Here is a 21377-nt window from a genome sequence, read left to right as displayed (position 1 = left end):
TGCCCCCTTACAGTCCCGAACTCAACCACATCGAATTGCTCTGGCACCGCTGCAAGCATTACTGGATAAGGCCACAAGACTATGCCACCGACCAAAGCCTGCTCCAACGACTCGAAGACGTCTTAACCAACGTCGGCAAACAATACACGATTACTTTTGCATGACTACTTAGGTCGCGGGGTGTCTGGAGCACCATGTCGATGCGCCCGGCGCTGGTGGGGTTCGGGTACACCAGCAGGTCGGTGCCGGAGGGGGCGGCCGAAATTGCCGTGCTGGTTACCACGCTTTCGCGCAGGGCAACGCTCGTGAGCACGGCCGGGGCAGTGTAGGTCGCTTTCAGGAAGGCGCGCTGAGCGGGGTTGGCCGTGGAGGTGTTCTTGGCCCGCAGCGTAATCCAACCGGTGGCGGTGGGCGAATAGGTGCCGGTGAGGTTGCCGGTGCCGGTTTTGCTGCTCAGAATAGCGTTGGAGGGGCTCACCAGCTCCACGGCCAGGCTGCGCGTGGCATTGGTTGGGAAGAGGGTATAGGTAACCGTTTTGCCCGATTGCACATAGATGCGGCCCGCCGTGCGGTATGCCGTAGACGCGGCCGGCAGCTGCCCGCCCTGTTTAAGCGACGAAGGGTGCGAGTCGCCTAAATCGTCGGCCAGCTCCCATTCCTGCGTGGTGGGCATAGCAGCCCGCACGTAGTTGGTGCCGATGCCCGTGGGGGCCCATACCGAGTAGCCGCGGCGGCCACCGGCGGCCGTGCCGTTGCAGGGCGGCGTGTTGATGGTGACCGTCTGGGAGCCGCTTACCGTAACGGTAGTGGTGCCATTGGCCCCCGAGTAGTCCTTGAGCACGGTGCCGGGCGCAAAATCGGTGCTGACCGTGCTGTTCTGCCAGGCATTGAAATTGTCGTTGATGCCGATAATGGCCTTCGTGCTCCGCTCAATCACGAGGTGGTCGGCGGCCTGCCAGCGCACTTTGTAGGCGCCATCCTTGAACCGCAGGTTCTGGTGGCACCAAATCAGGTTCTCGATGTCGGAGCGCTGGGGCAGGTCGACGGTGCTGGTGGGCTGGTGCGAATACCGTTTGCCCGTGTTACCGATATTGAACAGGTCTTCAAAGAAAATCTGGGGCGAGCCATCAACGGCCAGCGCGGCGGCATACGCGGCCGAAAGGCGCGGGTCGAAGGGGTCGATGTGCGGGGCCAGCTCCGAGCCCGAATTCCAGCCGGTATAGTTGCCCGTTGCGCTTACCTGGGGCCGGAACGTGTCGTGGTTGTTTACAAACGGTACGGTGCGGTGCACGAATGTGCCGTTGATATTGAATACACGGGCATTCTGCTGATAGCCTGGCAAGGAGCCTATATCGAAGTTACCACCCCCGCTCACGATGCTGTACAAGGCGTTGCGCAGCGAAAAGTCGAAGGTGCCGGCGCGGTTCTGCACGCTGGCCACCCAACTGTCCATCTGGCCGCTGCTGCCCACCCATTCGCCCACGGCGTACATGGTGGCCCCGCCGCTGGCCCAGCCGGCATTGGTTTGTAGGTTATACAGGAAATCCTCCATGGCAAATTCGGGGAAGTGCTTCACGGCATCCAGCCGCACCCCATCAAAGCCCTGCTGCTTCTTGTACCAAACCAGCCAGTTGCGCTGGCCGGTGCGCATATAGTCGGCCCCTTGTGCCGGGTTGAAGGTGGCATTGGAGCTCTGCCCGTACGAGCCGTTGTAGTAGCTGATATCGGGGCCGAACAGCACCTGGTTCTGGTCGCCGGAAGTGGAGTTGTTGCCGGGGTTGGGCGTGAAATTCTGCCAGTTTTTCGGGAAGCGGCCGTTGCGGGCCAGGTAGTTGGCGGCCGTTTCGTCGGTGGCGGGCTTGCTGTAGCTCGCGTACCGGAAGTTCTTGTACTTGCTGGTCGTGAAGTCTTCCCAGGCCGCCGGGTCCTGGCCGCCGGCACCGGTTTGCGAGCCGGCCCCGTCGTTGTGGTTTAGCACGATGTCCTGCACTACCTCAATGCCGTTGGCATGCAGCACGGCCACGGCCCGCAGCAGCTCGTCTTTGTTGCCGAGGCGGGTGGCCGTAAAGCCCTTCTGGTACTTGTCGCCGAGGTCGTAGTTGTCGAAGGGCGAGTAGCCGTTGCCCTGGTTGCCGTTTTTGATGCTGGGGGGCAGCCAGACGGCATCAATGCCCATGGCTTTCAGGCGCGGGGCCAGCAGGGCAATGTAGTTGGCCCAGCCATTGGGGTAGTTGGTGTTCCAGTAATCCCACCAGTAGCCCTGCAGAACTACTTTTTGGGCTTTGGCCGGATGGCCCCCTAATACAAGAAGAGCAGCGGCGGCCAGCGTAAGCTTGCGCCACCAGGAATTGGTAGAAGTGTGCATGTGGGAATTGGGGGAATTGGTTGAGAATTGGCCGGCAGAAATCTGTAGGGCGGTGCCGGCTGTAAGGCACAGAATGGGGTGTTCTAAATTCGGTATTTAAATAGTAAAATACCGATGTTGTGTTGCCGTATACTGGTCGTGCTTTGCCCCTTACATCCAAGCCTGGGAATTTATCGGGTTAGGGCTATGTTTATGCAGGTACCAGGGTCCTGTACCACGCGTTCAACCGCAAAGGCCAGCGCTACGTATATAGGCACCCGGGCGCTTCAGGCGCGTAACGCCCTATCCTGCAACCGAAACGACCTGTGATGATGGAAAATAAAAGTGTGGTTCGCCGTCAGCGGCTCAAATTGAAGTCGCGTCGCCTGGTCCGGCAGGTGCTGCCTTTCGTGGCCGCCCTGTTTATGGCCACGCCCATGGCCGCGCCGGTTACGCGCTCCAAAGCGGCAGCCACTGGTTCCAGAATGCAGCTGCCAGCCCCTGCGCCAGTGATAGTTTCCAATGCCACCGTGTTCGAGCAGAAGGTGCACGACCTGTACCGCGACCTGCAGGTAGAGCAGCAGGGCCTGACCTTCGAGGTATTTGAAAAGGCTATGACCGGCTACCTCAATCTGGAAGAAACTGATAAGCTCAGTGAAAAGAAGCTGCTCACCGTCGTCGATTTTAGTCTGCCCTCCACCGAAAAGCGCCTTTGGGTGCTCGATCTGGAAGCCAAGCAGGTGAAGTTCCATACGCTGGTGGCCCACGGCCGCAACTCGGGCGAGAACATGGCCACGACTTTTTCCAACGAAAACGAGTCGTATAAAAGCAGCCTGGGTTTCTACGTAACCGAAGGTGAGTACGTGGGCAAGCACGGCCGCTCGCTCAAGCTGGCTGGCGTCGATGAGGGCTACAATACCAATGCGCTCATGCGCTCCGTTGTAATGCACGGGGCCGATTATGTGAGCGACGAGTTTATCCGGCAGAACGGCCGCCTGGGCCGTAGCCTGGGTTGCCCGGCCTTGCCCATGGACCAAAAAGACGCCATTATCGAAGCTATTGGCGGTCAGACGGCTATGTTCATCAACGGCCCCGATACCGGCTACTCGTCCAAATATCTCAACCAGGACGTGGCCATTACCACCTTACTCGGCAGCAACTCCATGATTTAGGCTGTTTGCTTCCTGGCGCAGAAAAATGTCAGACTACAAGCCCCAATGCCCGGCTATATGCGGAGGCGTTGGGGCTTTTTTGCAGCTGGCTGGGTAAGCCAGCGCTACTTTCTGGGCTTATACACTTTTATATAGTCTACTACCAGGGCGCTGTAGGGGCCGTTGGGGCCTATAGGCCAGGTCGATACATCGGCGTACGATACTACGGCCTGGTTGACAATAACGTTGGCCGGGGCCGGGAAGGTGGGCACTTGGCGGGCAGGTACGGTTCGCAGCCACCGGCCGTCAAAGTAGAATGTCACTTCAATAGGTGTCCAGATAGCCGAAAAGGTGTGGAAGTCGGCGCTCAGGTCTTTCCAGGGGGGCGAGCGGTAAGAGGCCTGTGCGATACGGGCAGGCTGCTCGTTATTGTAGTGCACATTGTTGGAATACTCTTGGCCGTCACCACCTTCAAACACATCTATTTCGGTGGGGCCGCTGAACAGCCAGAAGGCCGGCCAGGTGCCCGCACCACCGCCAAGCCGGCAGCGAATTTCGAACAGGCCGTACTCAAACCCATAGTTACCCGGCCAGCGCGCCGTGTCGCCTAAAGTGCGGTTTGCCCCAAATTCAGGTTTCAGGCTTAGCCACCCCGACTCGAAGTGCAGCTTTTTGAGCGTGTCGCGGTCGGCTACCTTGAAGGCGAACGTGCGCGGTTCGGGCAACGGTCGGGCTGTGAGGTAGGCGTAGCCGTCGCGCAAGGAAACGGCGGCCTGGTCGTAGTACTCATCCTCGTACTGGTTGCCGGTGAGGGTAGGGCCGTGGTCGGGCGTGAACTGCCAGGGCGAACGGGCAGCCATGTCGGCCACGTCGCGGTAAGTATCAAAGTCTTCCAGAAAAACCAGCTGCCAGTTGGTGTAGCGCAGGCGGCGCTGGGCATCAGCCGGCAGCCCCACCGCTATCAGCGGTAGCAGGCAGAGGAGCAAACGGCAGATGGCCGGCAGATACGGTTTGGACACGTTGAGTGGTTTGGGAACTTGCAAAAGCAGCTTCACTGCCTCCATTGTGAGCTGACAACTGAAGCAGAATAACTTTCTGACATGCCGTAAACGCAGAACGTGCAGGCCGTGATACAGGCTGAAGGGCAAAAAATCGGGCGGCCTTCCCCGAAGGAAAGCCGCCCGATTTAAAACAAAGGCTGCTGGCAGGTGCTTGGCCAGCCTGCCAGCAGCCCAGTGGTTGTCGGTTAATACATGGCGTCGATGCCGCTCTTATCGCCGGCCGAGAGGCCCGTGCGCTGGATGTTGAATGTGGAACCATCCTTTTTGGTGATGGTCGGCTGGCCGTTCGAGGAGAACGAGAACGAGCCGTACATCATGATGGAGCCAAAATCGAGGGCGCCGTAATCGGTGCCGCCGTAACCCGAGGCCGCGTACTTGCTGAAGTTGTTTTCGTAGCCCGACTGGATGTTTTGGGTGAGAATGTTAACGAATGTGTCGCGGTCGTTGCGGGTTTGCTCATGGAACAGGCCTACGGCGTGGCCGATTTCATGAATGGTGTTGCCTGTGCTGCAGCCCGAAGCCAGGTTGATGTACTGGCGGCTGCCAGTACGCCCGATGTTGGAGGAGCAGCCTGAGCCCACCCGGAACGTTACGTAGGCCGTTTGGGTGGTGCGGGCCACAAACCGGACAGGTGAGTTGGCCTGCCAATGCGCAATGGCATCGGTTACGCGGGCCTTGTTGGGCAGGGCCGAGTCGATGGTGTAGTACACGATGCCCGAAGGCCAGCGGCCGGTGGTGCGGCCGGCGCTGCCGGGGCGCTGCTGGTCGCCCTCGGCGCTGGCCGTTAGCTGCTCGCTGGTAAGCAGAATGTCGCCTTCGTACACTTTATCCCCGTTGATTTCCTGGTAGCTGACGGGCTCGCCGCCCCACTCTCCGGTTTTCAACTCCCCGGTTTGGCCGGGGTAAGCCAGCTCGGCCTGATCCTGGGCTACTTGCTCGGGCTGGCTGGGCTGGGCCTGCTGGTCTTTGCTGCAGCTGGCTAATGAAATAGTACCAAATAAGGCCAAATAGGCCAGGGCGGAAAAAGATGGTTTGCGCATGAGGTAGAAGGGTTTGGTTGTGGAGTGTGGTCGAAACGCCAATGATAAAACAATATTTCATTCGCGCCGAAAAGAAGCCCGTGCTTAGCTTTCGTCTCCAACCCAACTTCCTGTTAGTCCAACGCTTCTCGGTACCTATACCTTCCCTGGAAAATGCCCTGTACCTTATTTCAGTGCCATAAAAGAAAACCTGTACGCGGCTGCCTCTATATAGGGCTGAGACAGAGCAAGTCCTGTGCAATGACATAATCATGCACGGTCAGGCGAAGCCCGGAAAGACAGGCTACTTAAACCATTGCATCGGCGGCAGCCACAAACTGCTCGATGTGGCGGGCGCGCACCCGGTAGCGCAGCCAGCCCAGTGCCACAATGGTCAGGCCCAGGGGCAGAAACAGCACGCCAACCCACACATAGGCGCTGCTGCGGAAGAATCTGAAGAACGTTAGGCCGGCAATAACCAGCGTCAGGCCGGTGCGCAGGTAGGCCAGCAGGGTCCGTTCGTTGGCCAGGCGGGTGCGCTCCATGGCCAGCCGGTCGCGCAGTTCGAGGGGGGAGTCGGGGGTGGCGGTGTGCAGCTTTGTCATGATAAGGCCTACGCAGAAAGCGGCAGTCGGGCCGATGCGGGGCTGGCGGCCGCTACAACTATTGGCCGGGTAATTACGTGTGCTATACTGCCGGCCGCTACGCAACGGCCCGTATTCCCAATTATTCCCCGACGTTGTATGGATTTTTCTATTGCCTGGCAGAAGCTCAACGGCATGGGCCGCAGCTTTATGGCCATATTGCCCAACCTGCTTATCGGGTTGATAGTGCTCGTGGTGTTCGTGTTCATTGCCCGGGGTGTCCGCTCATTGGTGCAACGCTTCACCGCCAGCCGCCACCAGAGCCTGACGCTACTGCTGAGCCGCCTGGCCTACGTGTTCGTGCTCATGCTGGGCGTGCTGGTGATGTTTACCATCATGATTCCCAGCTTCACACCTACCAGCCTGCTCAGCGCGTTGGGTATCGGGGGCGTGGCTATCGGCTTTGCGTTCAAGGATATCTTCCAGAACTTCCTGGCCGGCATCCTGCTGCTGCTCACCGAGCCTTTCCGCATCAACGACCAGATCAAGTACAAGGACTTCGAGGGCACCGTGGAAACCATCCAGACCCGGGCCACCACCATCAAAACCTACGACGGCCGCCGGGTGGTGATTCCCAACGCCGAGCTGTTCATCAACGCCGTTACCGTAAACACGGCCTACGATAAGCGCCGCCTGCAGTATGACATCGGCATTGGCTACGGCGACGATATTGAAAAGGCCCGCCAGCTGATTCTGGAGGCCGTTAAATCGGTTGCCGATATCATGTCCGACCCGGCCCCCGAGGCGCTGGTGGTCGAGCTGGCCGACAGCACCGTCAACATCCGGGCCCGCTGGTGGATCGACCCGCCGCGCCGCGCCGACTACATGAACTCGCAGGACGCGGTGCTCACGGCCATCAAGAACAAACTAACCGAAGCCGGCATCGACATGCCCTTCCCCACCCAGCAAATCCTTTTCCACGACCAGACCGAGGAAACCGACGGCAACCGCAAGCAGCAGCGCGAAGGCTGGCCCGCCGGCTCCGGCGACGTGCCCCAGTCGCGGGCCCAGGCGCAGCAGGAGCAGCGCGAGAAACAAGCGGAGCAGCAGCGCCAACTGGCCGACCGCCAAACCGAGCCGTTGCAGCTACCCGAGTCGGCAGAGAAGCCACAGCCCGAGCCCCGGCAGCCGCAGACCGATTCGGTTGGTTAGTGGAGTATTTGCCAGAATTGAAAAGGCCGGACTTCCCTTAGTGGGGGAGTCCGGCCTTTTCAATTCCGACATATTTTTCTGCCTCTCAACTGCGGTAGTAGGAGCGAGGTGCAGGCATCAGATATAGCGGACTTGAGCCAGGATGCCTTCCCGCAACTGCTGCTTCAAAGCGGCTGGTGTCACCAAATCCACCTTTCGGTTTAACGCCTGTTCCAGCAGTTCTTCCAGCTCGAAGAAGTCCCAACCCAACGGCTCACTGAATTCGGCCAAAATATCCACGTCGCTATTCGGGCCTGCTTGGCCGGTAGCAAAGGAGCCAAAATACCCCAGGCGCCGCACATGAAACCGCGCTGCCAGCAGCGGCATCAGGTCGCGGAGAGTAGCTTCGAGCTGCTGATGAGTTTGCATGGACTTAGAATGATTAGCTAACCTTTGTATTCCTACTTGCCAAGTAATTTATCGAAGCTATCCAATTCCCCACGCATCATAAGTTGAATTACTATTTTTATTAATTCGGGTCTATCCGATAGACTACCCAATATGGCTGCATTCTTTTCTTCAGGAGTTAAACTGTCATCTGATGCAGCCTGCATAAAACTTGGATTAGTCATAAGCATAGTAAAAAGATTAACCATGGAATCTACAGGGTTATCCTCCTTTTCTATGTTATACTGTGGGAAATTATGTCGAATGAGTTGAGCATATTGTAGGACTTGGTTATCTGGCTTGGTGGGATTTTTATCGAACCAAGTAAAATATTCTCTAAAAGTCTTAGATAACTCTTTTATTCCTCTTGGGGTGGCTTCATACTCAATGTATCTTTGGTTTGATATATCAAATGGGGCGCGTGTTGTAGCAGCGCTATTTCTAATTAGTATAGTGCCAGGCTTACAACAATGTCTAACGCCTAATTCATAATAAACATTAGGATTAGGATGAGTTATATCTACGATTACATATTCATCATACATTATATGTGATAAAATATCTGTAGTTATACTTCCAGGTATTGCCACTTCATCAGCCCTAACTATTTCTAATGATGGTCGAGCGGAAAGTAAAGCAACCTTTATAACATCTTCATATGTGGATTTTAGATCATCTGAAGATATTACTGTTTCCCCTACTATTTGCTCACTAATTGCCATGACGACGAAACATTTCTCATCCATAAAATTAAGATTTTGAGTTGAGCAAAACCCCCGCGCCGACCTTGCAGCCAACGCGGGGGTTCCGGTTAAAGTAGTTGGCCTATGCCAAGCTACTACATATCCTGAATAATTTCGTCGCCGAATTCGCTGCACTTGAGCAGAGTGGCACCGTCCATCAGGCGCTCGAAGTCGTAGGTGACACGCTTGCTGGCGATGGCGGCTTCGAGGCCTTTGTAGATGAGGTCGGCGGCCTCGTTCCAGCCCAGGTGCTCCAGCATCAGGGCGCCGGAGAGGATAACCGAACCGGGGTTCACCTTGTCGAGGTTGGCGTACTTGGGGGCCGTACCGTGGGTGGCTTCGAAGATGGCGTGGCCGGTGTCGTAGTTGATGTTGGCCCCCGGCGCAATGCCGATACCGCCCACAATGGCGGCCAGCGCGTCGGAGATGTAGTCGCCGTTCAGGTTGAGCGTGGCTACTACCGAGTAGTCGGCGGGGCGGAGCAGGATTTGCTGCAGGAAGGCGTCGGCAATGCTGTCCTTGATGAGAATTTTGCCGCTGTCGAGGGCCAGCTTCTGCTGGGCGTCGGCCATTTCCTGGCCCTGCTTGGCCAGCACCTTGTCGTACTGGGCCCAAGTGTACACCTTGTCGCCAAACTCCTTCTCGGCCAGCTCGTAGCCCCAGGTTTTGAACGCGCCCTCGGTGAACTTCATGATGTTGCCCTTGTGCACGATGGTCACCGAAGGCTTCTTGTGCTTGATGGCGTACTCGATGGCCGCACGCACGAGGCGCTCGGTGCCTTCCTTGCTCACCGGCTTGATGCCGAAGGAGGACGTTTCGGGGAAGCGGATTTTCTTCACGCCCATCTCGTCCTGCAGGAATTCGAGCATTTTCTGGGCCTGGGGCGTGCCGTTCATGTACTCGATGCCGGCGTAGATGTCCTCGGTGTTCTCACGGAAGATGACCATATCGGTCAGCTCGGGCTGCTTTACGGGCGAGGGTACGCCCTCGAACCAGCGCACGGGCCGCACGCAGGCGTACAGATCAAGCTCCTGGCGCAGGGCCACGTTCAGGCTCCGAATGCCGCCGCCCACGGGCGTCGTCAGGGGGCCTTTGATGCCTACCAAGTATTCGCGGAAGGCGTCGAGGGTTTCGTTGGGCAGCCAGTTGTTTACCTGCTTGAAGGCCTTCTCACCGGCCAATACTTCCTTCCACTCCAGCTTACGCTTGCCGTCGTAGGCCTTCTCTACCGCCGCATCAATTACGCGGACGGCAGCCGCCCAAATATCTGGTCCGGTGCCGTCGCCCTCAATGAACGGAATAATCGGCTGATCCGGCACGTTGAGCTTGCCGTTTTTGATGGTTATTTTCTCTGCCATTATTGAAAAAAAGGTGTCAGGTGTTACGTGACAGGTATTTTGAGGTTAGTGCGTGTGTTGTGGGTAAGCGGTGGGCTGGGTGATAAAAAGACGAATGTCATGCTGAGCGCAGCCGAAGCATCTCTACCGTAGTAGTAAACTCAACGACTGGGTTAGCATTGCAGTAGAGATGCTTCGGCTGCGCTCAGCATGACGTTCTTTTTGCCCATTCTATCATACTTCTAATACCCGAAAATCTCCTTCAGCGTCAGCTGCTCGACCTTGCCGTACTTGGCCAGGGCCTTGAAGTTGAGGCGGTCTTTCGAGCCAATGACGAGGATGGTCTGTGGCTGGCCTTTCACGCGGTCCTGCTGAAACTGGAGCAGGTCGGCGAAGCTCATGTTGGCCGTCTGCTCGTACACGTCGCGGCGCAGGTCATAATCGAGGCCGAGGCGCTTGGCGCGCTCGTAGCTGAAGAGGATGTCGGATTTGGTGATGCGGTCGGTGGCGATGCTGTTGCGAATAGACGCCTTGGCAATCTGCAGGTTGGCTTCGGCGGCGGGCATATCGGTGAGCAGGGTTTGCATGCCGGCCATGGCCTCGGGCAGCTTGTCGGCCTGCGCCCCGATGTAGCTCATATTGTAGGAGCTGCGGCCCAGCTTGTCGGCGTTGGAGAAGCGAGAGGAGGCCGAGTAGGCCAGCGCCTGGCTCTCGCGCAGCTCCTGAAACACAATGCTCCCCATGCCGCCCCCAAAGTACTCGTTGTAGAGGCTGGTGGTCGGCACAATGCCCTTGTCGAACACGGGCCCTTTGCTTAGGAACAGGATTTCGGCCTGCACCATGTTGTAATCCACCCAGTACACCTTGGGCGTATTCAACGGCTGCTCGGCGAAGTCTTTGTTGGCAGGCACGGCGGTCAGCGTAGCGGGCGTTTTGTGCAGCGCATCAAGTGTCCAAAGTAAGCCACCACCTACCACACTGTTACCGTCGGGGCGTGGGTCTTTTTCTTTGTAGACTGCTAAAGGAGTGTTATCAGCCTTCCGTGGACCATAGTACAGCACCCGGTGCTCATACGTCGGCAGCTGCTGGATGAGGCTGGTGAGCTGCTCAGGCTTGAGGGCTTTGAGCTCCTTTTCGCTGAGCTGGGTGGTGAAGGGGTTTTTGGGGCCGTACTTGGCGTAGTTCACCATAGCCTGCTGCAAAATCACGCCCTTGTTGAGCTTGGCATCTTCGCGGGCTTTGAGCACGCCGGCCACCATGTTTTTAAGGGCGGCGGCATCGGGCTTGGGCGCGGCCAGCAGGCTTTCGAACAGCGCCAGCGCGGGCTCCATGTTGCTGTCGAGTCCGCTGAGGCTAACCGTGGTGCGGTCCTGGGAACTCTGCACGGCAAATGAGCAGCCCAGCTTATAGAACTCCTGCTGCAGCTGGGCGGCCGAGTATTTGCCGGTGCCCAGATACTGCAGGTAGTCGGTGGCCAGCCCTAGCCGCGGGTTGGTGTTGGTGCCCATATCGAGCACGTAGTACAGGTTGAACAGGTTGTTCTCGGTGTTGCGGGTGTAGAACACCGGAATGCCCGAGGCCAGCTTGGTTTCCTGGATATCCTGCTTGTAATCCAGAAACACCGGCTGCAACTCCGGCGCCGACATGGCCATCACCTGCTTGTAGAACCCGGACGATACCTCGCGGTTGACGGGCACGGGCGTAATGGCGGGCTTCACCACTTTCACCTTGTTGGGGTCTTCGCCGGTGCGCTTGTACACCAACGCGTAGCCCGGGCCGTAGTACTGCTGGGCCACGCGCATCACATCGGCCCGCGTAATTTTGCCGAAGTCGTCCACCTGCTGCAGATAATCCTTCCAGTCTTGGCGGGCCACAAAGGCATCCACGAACGCGCCGGCGCGGGCCTCGTTGCTCTCGTAGCTTTTGGTGCGCTGCAGCTTGTCGTTGTTGATGATGGCCGGAATCAGCCACTCCGGGAAGTCGCCCTTTTTTACCTTGTCGAGCTGGGCCAGCAGCAGGTCGCGCACTTCCTCCAGCTTCTGACCCTGGCGGGGCGTGGCATACAGGATGTGGGCCGAGTAATCGTTGTTGATATTGGTGAACGACGCCGCCTGCAACACTTTCTGCTGCTGGTTGAGGTTGAGGTCAATCAGGCCTGCCTGGCCGTTGCTGAGAATCTTGTCAATCATGCGCAGCACCAGCGCGTCGGGGGTGCTGGTGCCCGGAAAGCGGAAGCCCAGCATCACGTTCTCGGCGCTCGGGCCCACGATTTTGGTAACCACCGGAGCGGTTAGCGGAGCCTGCTGAGCCACCGTGAAGGCGGGCACCGGCTTGCGCTTCAGCTGGCCAAAGTACTTATCAATCGTGCGGATGGTCTGGTCGTAGTCCAGGTCGCCGCTCAGGGCCAAGGCCACGTTGTTGGGCACGTAGTACTTGTCGAAATACGCCTTGATTTCCGTGATGGACGGATTCTGCAGGTGCTCAACGGTGCCGATGGTGGTTTGGGTGCCGTACTGGTGCTGCCGGAACAAGGTGCGGTTGATAGCCTCAAACTCCTTACTGAAGTCGTTGTCGAGGCCCCGGTTTTTTTCCTCGTACACGGCCTCCAACTCGGTATGGAACAGGCGCGGAACCAATTCGCCCAGCCGCTCGCTCTGGATGGCGGCCCACTTTTCCAGCTGGTTGCTCGGAATATCCTCCTGGTACACCGTCTGCTCGACCGAAGTGTAGGCGTTGGAGCCCTGCGAGCCGATGGCGCCCATCACCTTGTCGTACTCGTTGGCCACGGCGTACTTGGCCGCCACGCCCGAAATCGAGTCAATCTGATGGTAGGTTTTCTGGCGGGCAGCGGGGTTGTCGCGCTGGCTGCGGTACTGCTCATACAGCGCCTCAATCTTGTCGAGCTCGGGCTTTTCGGCGGCCCAGTTCTGGGTGCCCAGCTGCGAGGTGCCCTTGAACACCATGTGCTCGAGGTAGTGGGCCAGGCCGGTGGCCGTAGCCGGGTCGTTCTTCGAGCCCGCGCGCACCGCTACGTACGTCTGGATGCGGGGAGCATCTTTGTAATCGGAAAGGTAAACCGTCAGGCCGTTGTCGAGGGTGTAGATGCGGGCCTTGAGCGGGTCGCCGGGAACGGTCTGGTAGGTGTATTCCTTCTGCCGGGGCGTTGCGGGCGCTTCAGTGGCTGGGGTCGAGGCCGAAGTAGCGGGCTTACTGGATTGACACTGGGTCAGGCCAAGGGCAGCCAGGGCCGGAACGAAAAGCAGAAAGGGTTTTCTCACGAGGAAAGGGGGGCGGAGAGAGCAGATTCTAATAATAAACTCAAAGATAGGCGTCCCCCCCGGGAATAAAAAGCCTACCGATACCCGTTCCGCCTTTGAATTGCGAAAAATTGCTTATAGGACCACGGATTAGCACGGATTTTAGCGGATTTCACGGATTTTGTAGCTGGGCCTACCGAGCGTCAGTTCAGGTTGGCACAACTGCAAAACCGAGAAGGCTGCCTCGCCAGAGGCAGCCCTTCACAATCGACTACAAAATCCATGAAATCCGCTAAAATCCGTGCTAATTCGTGATCTAGTCGGCATCCAGCCCCAGGCGCTGCTTCATCTCGGCCAGCATAGGGTACTTTTCGGTCAGGTATTCCAGCTTGTCGGTGGCGGTATAGAGCTTGCGGCCGGTTTCCTGGCGCTCTACAATGCTTACCTGCACGTTTAGGCGCGGGTAGCCGGTGCGGCGGCGCAGCTCGGTTACAAACTCTCCCCGGAAGTCGTTGAACTGGTCTTCCTGCACGGGGTTGTCCACCGTCAGCAGAATAACGTGCTGCTCGTTGGCCTGCACCGGGCGGTTGAGGATGCTGTAGTGCATCATGCTGCCAGCCTTACGCTCCTCAGTCAGCTCCTTCCAGGCGCGTTGCAGCTTGGCGTCGTCGATGGCGGGCAGGCCGGTTACGGGGCCGCTGGGCTCGGCTTCGGCGGTGGCTTTGCCGGCGGCGGCCTGCTCGGCCAGTTGGGCCTTCATGGCGCTCAGGCTACCTAAGCCGGGTAGCTTGGCGCCTAGGCCCAAAGGTTTGCCCATTGGCGGCATACCGGGTTTGGGTACGGGCGGGGGCAGCGGGGCAGCCGTTACGGGCATCATGCCCGGCTCGTGGCCGGCAATGCTGGGGCGGCCGGTTTCGATGTGCGGCACCGTGTCGCGCAACTGGCTGGTGGTGGGCACCTGGGTCGCCGTTTCGTCCTCGATGCTGGGTGTGTCGTGCAGCTCCTCTACGCCGCTTGCCACCGGCACAATGGGCTGCGGGTCGGCGGGGCCGTGGGCCAGTTGGTTGCTAGGGGTTGGTTGCCGATTATCAGGCTGAGTAGCAACGGCAGCAGCAGGTGCAGGGGCCGTGGCATAAGCGGCGGGCGTTTCGGCGGTGCCGTCGGCCACCAGCTGGCCGGTGGGGGCGGGGGCTACTGCGGATGGGACAGTACCCGCGTTACTTTTTTTTTTCGCCTCGCCGTTGGTTGGCGACGCGGCGGGGCCGGCACTCAGGTCGCGGGCAAACTGCACGGCCCCGTTCAGGTAGGCCAGCTTCATCAGCATCAGCTCGACGTGCAGGCGCTGGTTTTTGGCCTGCTTGAACTCCCGGTCGCACAAACTCACCAGGTTCAGGCCCGAGAGCAGAAAGGCCAGCGGAGCCGCCTGGGCCTGCTGCACGTAGCGCGCCCGGATGTTGTCGGACACCTCCAGCAGCTGTACTGTCACGGCATCTTTGCACACCAGCAGGCCCCGCAGGTGTTCGGCCGCGCCCACCACAAAGTTGTGCAGGTCGAAGCCGTTCTGCATCACCTCCTCCAGCAGCAGCAGCGTGGCGCTCAGGTTCTCAGTCAGCAGCGCGTCAGTCAGCCGGAAATAATACTCGTAGTCCAGAATGTGCAGGTTCTGAATCACGTCCTGGTAGCGCAGGTTGTGGCCCGAAAACGTCACCATCTGGTCGAACATGCTCAGCGCGTCGCGCAGGCCGCCGTCGGCTTTCTGGGCCAGCAGGTGAAGGGCGTCGTCTTCGGCCTCAATCTGCTCCTGGGTGGCCACGTGGCGCAAATGGCCCCGAATATCGTCTACCTTGATCCGGTTGAAGTCGAATACCTGGCAGCGCGAGAGGATGGTCGGAATGATTTTGTGGCGCTCGGTAGTGGCCAGAATGAAAATGGCGTAGCCCGGCGGCTCTTCCAGCGTCTTGAGAAACGCGTTGAAAGCCGCATTCGAGAGCATGTGCACCTCGTCGATGATGTAGACCTTGTAGCGGCCCTGCTGGGGTGCATAGCGCACCTGCTCCACGAGGCTGCGGATATCCTCGACCGAGTTGTTGGAGGCCGCATCCAGCTCGTGCACATTAAACGAGGCGCTTTCCTGGAAGGCCCGGCACGAGCCGCACTTGCCGCAGGCTTCCAGCTCGAAGGGCGTATTGTCGGGGTCGGCGGCGGTCAGCAGGGCCTCGGGCACGATGCCGGGCTGCTCGGCAATCAGCTCCGATACGGGCCGGCCGCGGCGCACATGTTCCTCAACAAACTCGCAGTTGATGGTTTTGGCCAGAATGCGGGCGCAGGTGGTTTTGCCCACGCCCCGCGGACCGCAAAACAGGAAGGCCTGAGCCAAATGCTGGCTGGCAATGGCGTTTTGCAGCGTAGTAGTAACGTGCTGCTGCCCCACCACGCTCCTGAACGTGGCCGGGCGGTACTTGCGGGCCGAAACAACGAAATTCTCCATAAGTCTTCCCACAAAGTTACCCCGAAAAGCCCGGCTTTGGAAGCCCGCCCGCTGGCCATTTGCCGGCTCCGGCCGGGGTGGCAGCGCCCGGCCCGGGGCCCCGCTTTATAGCCTGTCTGATCCTTCTGAACCGGAACTTTCATGGGTCTGCGCAACGTTTATCGGGTAGTGTGCGTACATTCGCACCCCGCCACTCGTGGTGGGCATCGTTCTTTTACAACTGGGGCTGACCGGAATTGACAGCTTGTGCACTGCGCGAGTAAGCGTGTCGGGAGTTGGATGAATCTCCCGTAAAAAAAGCCGTCCAAAACACAACTGGCGAGTATAGCTACGCCATGGCTGCTTAGTCTAGGTACTAAGTAATGCCATCGTCCCGCATCCGTCTTCCTGCTCACGGGTGAGTTCGGGGCGTCGAAAGCAGTTAGGATAGTTCGTGGGGCGCTGTGACCTGCGAGCGAAACTTAAACAGATAAGGGGAAATCAAAGGCCTGATGTGCGCCTGGTTTCCTTCGACAATCCAAGCATAGATACACACGTAGAAAGCTCGACGTTTTCCTTGTCTGGACCAGAGTTCGAATCTCTGCAGCTCCACTTCTGAACGATGTGAAAAACCCCATTGGCCCTGGCCGGTGGGGTTTTTTATTTACCCGGCAAAAGCTCTTGAGCTCAACTAACGACTTGTTATATAGAGATTTATATAGATTAAAAATTCAGATTTTTTCGTCTGCGCTCCTATTTCTACCGTATACACGCTTTAAAAAACAGCCTGCCAGGGCTGGTATCAATCCATCCAAAACAACCTTCCGATGAAACTGAATTTCCTGCTGGCTGCTGCCCTGTTTGTGGGCACCGCCACGGCTGCCTCAGCCCAGACAACGCCCACCGGCACGCCCCGAAGCGGCACCATGAACCAGACCACAACACCCATACCTAACCCGGCCAACCCCACCACCAACCCCGGCACGCTTGACCAGCGTACGCCTACTACGAGCAACCCCACGCAAACCGGCGTAGGAACCATGGACCGCACGCCAGCCATGGAAAGCCGCACCACTATGGATGCGGAACGCCGCACCTCCACGATGACGACCACGGAGCCCCGCCGCACCCGTACCACTACCACCAAACGCTCGACCCGCAAAGCCAACGCTCCACGCAGCACTGCCCCAATCAGGTAGCGCACCCCCGCGCTAGCCAGACATACAAAGCCCGGCCCGCATAATGCGGGCCGGGCTTTGTATGTCTGGTGCCGGTAGTTAAGCTTTCTGCTCCAGTTGGCCGCCGGCGCGCAGCAATATGTCGGAGAGTTCGGTGAGGTTAGTGCGGATTTCGCTGGGGGCCTGGGCAACTACCTGCGCAGTTTGCGAGGCCAGCATGCTTAGCGAGCGGCCAATGGCTGGTCCGTTCAGGCCTATGTCGCCCTCGCTGAGTAAAGACTGGAGGTTGCCGATTTCGCGGCCGATGTCTTGGAGGCGGGGCTCGCCACTTTGCAGCAAGTGCTGCTGCCAGGTTTCGGTGTTGTCCTGGGCGGCGCTCAGCGGAATGCCGGTGAGGCCGTTGCTGAGGGAATGGATAGTGGCGTTGAGCAGGTCGGTGAAAATCATAGAAAAAGAAAAAGCGGAAGAAAGACGAATAGCCCCTGTGGGTAAGTAGGCTTACGCAAAAGCAGCTGTAAAGGTCAGGTTGCTACCGGAGCGGGTACGCCGGGCAACAGGCCGGCCCCGCGCATGGTGGCGCAGGCGCGGTGGGCGCTGGCCTCCTTGTCTTTGATTTCGAGCATGATGTCTACATCCAAGTCGCCTAGATCGTGTAGGAAACCGGCGAACAAGTCGTCTTCGAGCGTGGGTGTGTGCTTGCCCTTCCGCTCGCCGGGCGCCTGCGAGCTGTAATCCATCATCATCACGCCATCGCGGGTGGGATGCCAAGTGGCGGCGGCCAGGCGCAGCGCTTCGGCCATTGATTCGCCGTGGTTGAGGCACTCGTGATGGAAATTATCAAACAGCACCGGGATGCCCACCGCCGCGTGTACCCGCAGGCAATCCTGTAGGCTAAACAATCGGTCGTCGTTTTCGATAACCAAGCGGGCGCGCACGGCTTCGGGCAGGCGCTGGTAAGTGGCAATGAAGCGGCTGATGGCCAACTCCCGGTCGTTGTAGAGGCCGCCCACATGAATCTGAAGCTTGTGGGTGGAGTCGAGACCCATCAAATCCAGCATCGAGCCCTGGTAGATAAGCTCCTGGATGCTACGCTCTACAATACCCGCATCGGGCGAATTGAGCACTACAAACTGGTCGGGATGAAACGAGACACGCAGGCTGTTGGCCTTGATGTAGTCGCCGATGGCCCGGAATTCGGCTGCAAAGCGCGTTTGCCAGGGAAACGTGTTGATGGGATGGGAGCCGAAGGGCACTACGCCCGAGCCAATGCGGAAAAAAAGCAGTCCATGAGTCACATTCCATTCCAGAATCCGGTGCAGGCAGCGCAGGTTGTTGGCTACCGTCAGCTCCAGGCGCTCATCGGTGTAGGAAGCCAGCCGGAAAGTGCTGGTAGAAGTGCAGTCGAGCGTTTCGTTGACGCAGGGATAACCTATTCGCATGGCAGGGGCGCGGATAAAAGAAGGGCGTGTCAGGAAGCATACGGCAAAAAAGCCCTTTACGGCCAAAAACCGGGGCTGCCGCTTGGTACCTAGCTACGCCGCCGAAGCATCCTGCTTGCGCCTAGCTCCAGCCCGCCCCACGCCCTTACTCGTAGCCGCGGTTGTCTTTGAAGTTGCGGTTGTAGCGGCGGCGCTCCTGCAGAGCCTTTTTGACAGCTTCCTGGGCCTCAATCTCCCGCATTTTTTCCCGCTCCTTGCCAGCCCTGGAAAACTGCTCGTACAGTAAACTCACGGGGCTGGCCAGGGTGGGGGTGGGGGCCTTGGGTGCCGCCGAATCGACGGGGAACAGGGGCTGGGGGGCTGGGGGTCGCTTCACGGCGCTGGTAGGAGCCGTGCTGGGTCGCTTGATGTTGCGCAGAGCCCGGTCAATGAGCTCCTGGTCGGGCCGGCCCTCGGTTACACGCACCTCGCCCAGCTGCACCGTGTCGGGCCGTAACCGAATCTGCACAACAAGCTGTGAGAGGCCGGTGCCACCCAGCGGCAGTAACCGGGGCTTGAAGCCTACGGCCCGGAAAACAAGTGTATCGGTGCGCTGAGCCGTAACGCCGAAGTCGCCGCTGGCGTCGGCTACCACGGCCAGCTGCGTACGCCGCACCGTAACGGAAGCACCCGGAATAGCCCGGCGCGAGCCTTCTTCCGAAATGCGGCCCGTTACGCGCACCTGCCCAACTGCCAGCCCCGCCAGCAGCAGCAGCGGCGCCAGCAGCACCAGAAAACGAACAGGACTGATGGGTGGGTGGGTGGGAAACAGCATCAATGGGTAAACTACGGCAGCACAACGGGAAAATACGCCTCAGCGGCTGCTTTGTGGGCCGGCCAGCAATCGGCCATAACACCCGAAGGAGACAAAAGAAGCCCGCACCGTTGCAGGTGCGGGCTTCAATAGGCTAACAAATCGTCGGCCGAAAATATGCTGACCGCCGAAAAGAATTACTTGATAACAGTTTTGTCGCCCTCTTCGGCTTTCATTTTCACAGTGCCATCATCACCGTCCATCTTGGCCTTGTTGCCCTCACCATCTTTGATTTTTACGTCGCCGTCGGCTTTCGTTTTCATTTTGCTGCCGTCTTCGCCTTTCATCTTCATCTTCTCCATTTCGGAGCTACTCATGTCAGCCGAGGAGCTGCCGGTCGACATGTTGTCCGACGAACTCATGCTGGTGTTATCCATGTACCGGTCGTCGTAGTAGTTGGCGCGGCTGCTTTCGTAGCTCGAATACTGCGTGGGGTCAGTAAACACGGTTTTCATCTCCGTGTCGGTATTGGCGTACACGTCGCGGCGGGCGGCGGCCATGCCCATCGTGTCGGTCATGTATTTCTGGTTAAGCTCGGCCATGCGTTGGCCCCGGGCCACATAAATGTCGCGTACGCGGGTGCGGGTAGCCTCGTCGAGCTGCATGCTGGTAGCCATATCGGCAGCCATGCGGTCGGCGCGGCTACTTACGGCTTCCGCCGAGTAGTCCATGCTTCCGGCCGTTGAGGTCGTCGTCATGGTGGTGTCGGTGGTCGTGGTGGTGGTTTCGGCGGGCTTGTTCTCTGAGCACGAGCCGAGCGTGAAAGCAGCAGCGGCCGAAAGCAGAAGCAGGGTCTTTTTCATAGGAAGAGAGTGAAAATCAGGAGAGAAAAGAGAAGGAGAGAAAAGGGAATGGCGCATATACGGTAAGAGAAGTTGTTAAGTTTAGCCGCTGCAGCCCGGCCAAGTAATAGCCGCAAAAAGAAGCGAGTGAGCATTTCGGACAGGTAGAAACCCGCCGAAATGCCCACTCGCGCATAGTGCAGCCCTCAGGGCTAGCAGCTTTCTTTTACCCGCGACGCAGCTCAAAAACTGTTATTTCGGGCAGGAAGCCCACCCGGCCGGGGTAGCCAATGAAGCCCAAGCCCGTATTCACGTACAGGTGCTGGCGGCCCCGCTGGTACAGGCCTGCCCACTGCTTGTAGGCGTACTGCACGGGGCTCCACTTTAAAAACGAGAGGTTGACGCCAAACTGCATGCCGTGGGTATGGCCGGCCAGCATCAGGTCGATGTCGGGGTACTCCTGCACCTGCTCATCCCAGTGGGAAGGGTCGTGGGAGAGCAGGATTTTAAACGGGGCCGCGGGGTCGGCGGCGGCGTGGGCTTTGGCCAGGTTGCCGTACTGCGCAAAGCCGCGCGCACCCCAGTTCTGTACTCCAAGCAAGCTTATTTTCTCGCCGTTGCGCTCAATTGTCCGGGCCTCATCCAGTAGCAGGTTCCAGCCCATTTTGGCGTGGTTGGCTTTCATACGGGCCAGGTTGGCCTGTTTGGCCGGCAGCCCGCCCTCCTTGGTCCAGTCCACGTAGTCGGAGTAGTCGTGGTTGCCGAGCACCGAGTACACCGGCAGCTTGGCCCGGATACCGGCCAGCGTATCGATATGCTCCTCGACTTCGGTGGCGTAGTTGTTCACCAGGTCGCCGGTCATCACGACCAGGTCGGCGGCCTGCTCGTTGATGAGCGCCACAGCCCGGCGCAGGGGCGCAAGGCTCTGGAACGAGCCGGCATGGAGGTCGGAAATCTGAAGCATTTTGAACCCATCGAACGAGGCCGGTAGGTTGGGGAAGCACAGCACTACGCGTTTCACGGTGTAGTCGGTACGGCCCTTGAACATGCCCCAGAGCAGCGCCACGAACGGCACGGCCCCTGCCACCAGGGCCGCCTTGCTTAGAAATTCGCTGCGCGAAATAGCCGGGCCCGAGCCGGCTCCGGCCGGCCGGCCCACCAGCTGCACCGCCCAGCGGCCCAGGCGCACCGCATCTTCGAGCAGCAGCGGAATAATGACGACCATTTTGGCCGCAATAACCGCCAGCAGCATGCCGCCCAGATAGGCTTTGTAAGAGGCATGCTCGCGGCGGCTGCTCACGGCCCACATGCCCAGGCCCCACACCAAAATCGTGATAAACCAGTACACCACCACCGTAGTGCGGCGTACGCCGGGCGAAGCCGATTGAACAAGCGTGCGAACGGCCTGGAAAGCATACCACTCGGCAGCGGCTATCAGGGCCAGAAAGATGGGTAGAAAAAGTTTGCGGGACATAGTTGAAAGCGGGTTCCCGGAATTGGGACCACAAAAGTAAGGCACTGAGG

General features: G+C 58.8%; 17 protein-coding genes and 1 other RNA gene. 4 read left to right on the top strand and 14 right to left on the bottom strand.

Going from position 1 to position 21377, the window contains the following annotated elements; genetic code table 11:
- Positions 1-79: 79 nt before the first annotated feature.
- Positions 80-2365, bottom strand: a complete 2286-nt coding sequence (locus J7E24_RS13305; protein ID WP_215138641.1) for an alpha-amylase family glycosyl hydrolase — start codon at positions 2363-2365, stop codon at positions 80-82.
- A gap of 350 nt (positions 2366-2715) precedes the next feature.
- On the opposite strand from J7E24_RS13305, the gene J7E24_RS13300 reads away from it, so the two are divergent.
- Positions 2716-3516 carry a murein L,D-transpeptidase catalytic domain family protein gene (locus J7E24_RS13300; RefSeq protein ID WP_251047192.1) on the top strand — a complete coding sequence of 267 codons (801 nt, stop codon included), beginning with the start codon at positions 2716-2718 and terminating at the stop codon, positions 3514-3516.
- Between the two features lie 104 nt (positions 3517-3620).
- On the opposite strand, the gene J7E24_RS13295 is transcribed toward J7E24_RS13300, so the two are convergent.
- From J7E24_RS13295 to J7E24_RS13285, 3 genes are all read right to left on the bottom strand, one after another.
- Positions 3621-4514, bottom strand: coding sequence for a family 16 glycosylhydrolase (locus J7E24_RS13295; protein ID WP_215138640.1), 894 nt, complete (start codon positions 4512-4514; stop codon positions 3621-3623).
- 227 nt (positions 4515-4741) lie between these two features.
- Positions 4742-5596, bottom strand: a complete 855-nt coding sequence (locus J7E24_RS13290) for a M12 family metallopeptidase (RefSeq protein WP_215138639.1) — start codon at positions 5594-5596, stop codon at positions 4742-4744.
- 287 nt (positions 5597-5883) lie between these two features.
- Positions 5884-6180, bottom strand: coding sequence for a DUF202 domain-containing protein (locus J7E24_RS13285; protein ID WP_215138638.1), 297 nt, complete (start codon positions 6178-6180; stop codon positions 5884-5886).
- 138 nt (positions 6181-6318) lie between these two features.
- Between J7E24_RS13285 and J7E24_RS13280 the strand changes: the two genes are divergently transcribed.
- Positions 6319-7371, top strand: coding sequence for a mechanosensitive ion channel family protein (locus tag J7E24_RS13280; protein ID WP_215138637.1), 1053 nt, complete (start codon positions 6319-6321; stop codon positions 7369-7371).
- A 117-nt stretch (positions 7372-7488) separates the two neighbouring features.
- On the opposite strand, the gene J7E24_RS13275 is transcribed toward J7E24_RS13280, so the two are convergent.
- From J7E24_RS13275 to dnaX, 5 genes are all read right to left on the bottom strand, one after another.
- A complete protein-coding gene (locus J7E24_RS13275) occupies positions 7489-7779 on the bottom strand; it encodes a nucleotidyltransferase family protein (protein ID WP_215138636.1) in 291 nt (96 codons plus the stop codon).
- A 32-nt stretch (positions 7780-7811) separates the two neighbouring features.
- A complete protein-coding gene (locus tag J7E24_RS13270) occupies positions 7812-8543 on the bottom strand; it encodes a hypothetical protein (RefSeq protein ID WP_215138635.1) in 732 nt (243 codons plus the stop codon).
- Between the two features lie 92 nt (positions 8544-8635).
- Positions 8636-9898 (bottom strand): NADP-dependent isocitrate dehydrogenase, encoded by a 1263-nt coding sequence (gene icd / locus J7E24_RS13265; protein WP_215138634.1) that lies wholly within the window; start codon positions 9896-9898, stop codon positions 8636-8638.
- A 221-nt stretch (positions 9899-10119) separates the two neighbouring features.
- Positions 10120-13155 (bottom strand): M16 family metallopeptidase, encoded by a 3036-nt coding sequence (locus J7E24_RS13260; RefSeq protein WP_317195658.1) that lies wholly within the window; start codon positions 13153-13155, stop codon positions 10120-10122.
- A gap of 295 nt (positions 13156-13450) precedes the next feature.
- A complete protein-coding gene (gene dnaX, locus J7E24_RS13255) occupies positions 13451-15622 on the bottom strand; it encodes a DNA polymerase III subunit gamma/tau (RefSeq protein ID WP_215138633.1) in 2172 nt (723 codons plus the stop codon).
- Positions 15623-15844: 222 nt separating this feature from the next.
- Here dnaX and ssrA point away from each other — a divergent pair.
- Positions 15845-16216, top strand: a transfer-messenger RNA (tmRNA) gene (gene ssrA, locus J7E24_RS13250).
- A 212-nt stretch (positions 16217-16428) separates the two neighbouring features.
- Positions 16429-16800: a hypothetical protein gene (locus tag J7E24_RS13245; RefSeq protein WP_215138632.1), complete on the top strand. Its 372-nt coding sequence runs from the start codon at positions 16429-16431 to the stop codon at positions 16798-16800.
- 78 nt (positions 16801-16878) lie between these two features.
- On the opposite strand, the gene J7E24_RS13240 is transcribed toward J7E24_RS13245, so the two are convergent.
- The 5 genes from J7E24_RS13240 to J7E24_RS13220 all read right to left on the bottom strand — a co-directional run bounded on the left by J7E24_RS13240 (position 16879) and on the right by J7E24_RS13220 (position 21327).
- Complete coding sequence (locus J7E24_RS13240; protein WP_215138631.1) at positions 16879-17226, bottom strand: hypothetical protein; 348 nt, start codon at positions 17224-17226, stop codon at positions 16879-16881.
- Positions 17227-17300: 74 nt separating this feature from the next.
- Positions 17301-18218 (bottom strand): UV DNA damage repair endonuclease UvsE, encoded by a 918-nt coding sequence (uvsE, locus tag J7E24_RS13235; RefSeq protein WP_215138630.1) that lies wholly within the window; start codon positions 18216-18218, stop codon positions 17301-17303.
- Positions 18219-18363: 145 nt separating this feature from the next.
- On the bottom strand, positions 18364-19032 hold the full coding sequence (locus tag J7E24_RS13230; RefSeq protein WP_215138629.1) for a carboxypeptidase-like regulatory domain-containing protein: 669 nt from the start codon (positions 19030-19032) through the stop codon (positions 18364-18366).
- 176 nt (positions 19033-19208) lie between these two features.
- On the bottom strand, positions 19209-19874 hold the full coding sequence (locus tag J7E24_RS13225) for a hypothetical protein (RefSeq protein ID WP_215138628.1): 666 nt from the start codon (positions 19872-19874) through the stop codon (positions 19209-19211).
- Between the two features lie 205 nt (positions 19875-20079).
- A complete protein-coding gene (locus J7E24_RS13220) occupies positions 20080-21327 on the bottom strand; it encodes a metallophosphoesterase (RefSeq protein WP_215138627.1) in 1248 nt (415 codons plus the stop codon).
- Between the last annotated feature and the right edge of the window lie 50 nt (positions 21328-21377).

Origin of the sequence: Hymenobacter sp. ISL-91 (assembly GCF_018613725.1) — a bacterium.
In the GTDB taxonomy this organism is placed as follows: Bacteria; Bacteroidota; Bacteroidia; order Cytophagales; family Hymenobacteraceae; genus Hymenobacter.
Note: the sequence above shows the minus strand (reverse complement) of the source record. Positions and strands in the feature narration are given on the sequence as shown.

Excerpts from the sequence above, each read along its gene's own strand:
- J7E24_RS13240 (WP_215138631.1), bottom strand. The coding sequence starts at position 17,226 with ATGATTTTCACCGACCTGCTCAACGCCACTATCCATTCCCTCAGCAAC.
- dnaX (WP_215138633.1), bottom strand. The coding sequence starts at position 15,622 with ATGGAGAATTTCGTTGTTTCGGCCCGCAAGTACCGCCCGGCCACGTTC.
- J7E24_RS13220 (WP_215138627.1), bottom strand. The coding sequence starts at position 21,327 with ATGTCCCGCAAACTTTTTCTACCCATCTTTCTGGCCCTGATAGCCGCT.
- J7E24_RS13290 (WP_215138639.1), bottom strand. The coding sequence starts at position 5,596 with ATGCGCAAACCATCTTTTTCCGCCCTGGCCTATTTGGCCTTATTTGGT.
- J7E24_RS13280 (WP_215138637.1), top strand. The coding sequence starts at position 6,319 with ATGGATTTTTCTATTGCCTGGCAGAAGCTCAACGGCATGGGCCGCAGC.
- J7E24_RS13275 (WP_215138636.1), bottom strand. The coding sequence starts at position 7,779 with ATGCAAACTCATCAGCAGCTCGAAGCTACTCTCCGCGACCTGATGCCG.
- J7E24_RS13225 (WP_215138628.1), bottom strand. The coding sequence starts at position 19,874 with ATGAAAAAGACCCTGCTTCTGCTTTCGGCCGCTGCTGCTTTCACGCTC.
- J7E24_RS13270 (WP_215138635.1), bottom strand. The coding sequence starts at position 8,543 with ATGGATGAGAAATGTTTCGTCGTCATGGCAATTAGTGAGCAAATAGTA.
- J7E24_RS13285 (WP_215138638.1), bottom strand. The coding sequence starts at position 6,180 with ATGACAAAGCTGCACACCGCCACCCCCGACTCCCCCCTCGAACTGCGC.
- icd (WP_215138634.1), bottom strand. The coding sequence starts at position 9,898 with ATGGCAGAGAAAATAACCATCAAAAACGGCAAGCTCAACGTGCCGGAT.
- uvsE (WP_215138630.1), bottom strand. The coding sequence starts at position 18,218 with ATGCGAATAGGTTATCCCTGCGTCAACGAAACGCTCGACTGCACTTCT.
- J7E24_RS13305 (WP_215138641.1), bottom strand. The coding sequence starts at position 2,365 with ATGCACACTTCTACCAATTCCTGGTGGCGCAAGCTTACGCTGGCCGCC.
- J7E24_RS13245 (WP_215138632.1), top strand. The coding sequence starts at position 16,429 with ATGAAACTGAATTTCCTGCTGGCTGCTGCCCTGTTTGTGGGCACCGCC.
- J7E24_RS13230 (WP_215138629.1), bottom strand. The coding sequence starts at position 19,032 with ATGCTGTTTCCCACCCACCCACCCATCAGTCCTGTTCGTTTTCTGGTG.